This window comes from Fictibacillus nanhaiensis, from assembly GCF_036213205.1.
Lineage (GTDB): Bacteria > Bacillota > Bacilli > Bacillales > Fictibacillaceae > Fictibacillus > Fictibacillus nanhaiensis_E.
Genome location: NZ_JARMFC010000032.1, coordinates 1 through 1,450, shown reverse-complemented (window position 1 = coordinate 1,450; position 1,450 = coordinate 1). Strand labels below are relative to the sequence as shown.

At 36.8% G+C, this 1,450-nt stretch carries 1 protein-coding gene; it reads right to left on the bottom strand.

Features of this window, described 5'->3' with window-relative positions; translation table 11 throughout:
- Positions 1 to 36: 36 nt before the first annotated feature.
- A protein-coding gene (locus tag P4V41_RS20440) for an IS3 family transposase (protein ID WP_328086991.1) occupies positions 37 to 1,397 on the bottom strand; the annotation gives its coding sequence in 2 pieces (ribosomal slippage) (positions 37 to 941 and positions 941 to 1,397; 1,362 coding nt in all).
- Positions 1,398 to 1,450 lie beyond the last annotated feature (53 nt).

Sequence of the window (1,450 nt, the reverse complement as noted above, 5' to 3'; positions counted from 1 at the left end):
TGAAGTGACCCCTAAAAGTTAGACACGGTTATTTCATTAGGCAGCAGTTAGGGCATGAGTACGGTATTTAACCGGGCTCATGCCTTTTAATTTTGCCTTGATTCGTTTGTGATTATAGTAATCCATATATTTAGCCAGCTCTAGTTTAAAGTGTTCCACACTTTCAAATTCTTTTAGATAAAGAAGTTCAGATTTTAGGATTCCAAAGAAGTTTTCCATCACAGCGTTATCGTAACAGTTCCCTTTACGAGACATACTCTGGGTGATGCCACTTTTACTGAGGACCTTACGGTATTGTTTCATTTGATAGTGCCAGCCTTGATCTGAATGTATAAGAAGCTTATCTTTATCTGTCACATGCGCTAGAGCTTGATCTAACATCGTTGAGACAAGGGAGTATGTCGGTCTAGCCCCTATTGTATAGGTAATAATTTCTCCATTAAATAAGTCCAAAACGGGTGATAAATAAAGCTTCTTTCCGAATAATTTAAACTCTGTAATATCCGTGACCCACTTTTCGTTTGGTTTCTCAGCTTTAAAATTACGATTTAAAATATTTGGTGCAATCTTCCCAATCGTTCCTTTATAAGAACGATATTTTTTGATACGTACGAGACATTTTAATCCTAGTTCCTTCATGATACGCTGTACCTTTTTGTGGTTAACTTGGTGTCCACGGTTTCTAAGTTCATCGCGAATTCTACGGTAGCCAAAACGGCCTTCATGTTCATTATAAATAGCCTGAATCAAATGTTTTAACTCCTCGTCAGGGTCAGGACGATTGAAATGATTCACCCAATAATAATAGGTACTACGTGGGATTCCTGCTAGCTTTATAAGTGCTTGTATCGAAAACTCATGCCTTAATTCATAGACTACTTGCGCTTTGTCTTGTTTGGTGATTTTTCCTTGTTTTGAACTAAGGCATTCAACTTTTTTAAATAAGCATTTTCCATACGTAACGCTTCTAATTCCTGTTGAAGCGCTTCTACTGATCCTTTATCTGGTGATGACTTTTTGGAAGACCTTTGATCTTTCTTATTCATGTTTGGACGCCCCTTTTTCTTTGGTTTTAGGGCATCCAAACCTTGAGTCTCTAATAAATCTCGCCATTTCCACAAGGTAGAATCGGATGGCAGATTAAAAATCGCGGCTGTATCAAAGATAGACGTCCCATTGTCGTTCATATATTTTAGTACGTCTAGTTTAAAGTTTAAGAGGTAATTTGTATAGCTTTTGAAAAAAGCATTCTCACCGTGGTATTCATATTTTCTAATCCAAAATAGAACTTTACTATTATTCGCACCAATCTCTTTTGCGATTGTTTTATACCCTACATCCCCTTCTAAATATCGTTTAACAGCAGCTATTTTTTCTTCGATCGTAAATTTAGCCATAAGAAAAGCACCTCCAGATTTAAGACTGTGTCTAAAATTCGGGGTGCAGTTCA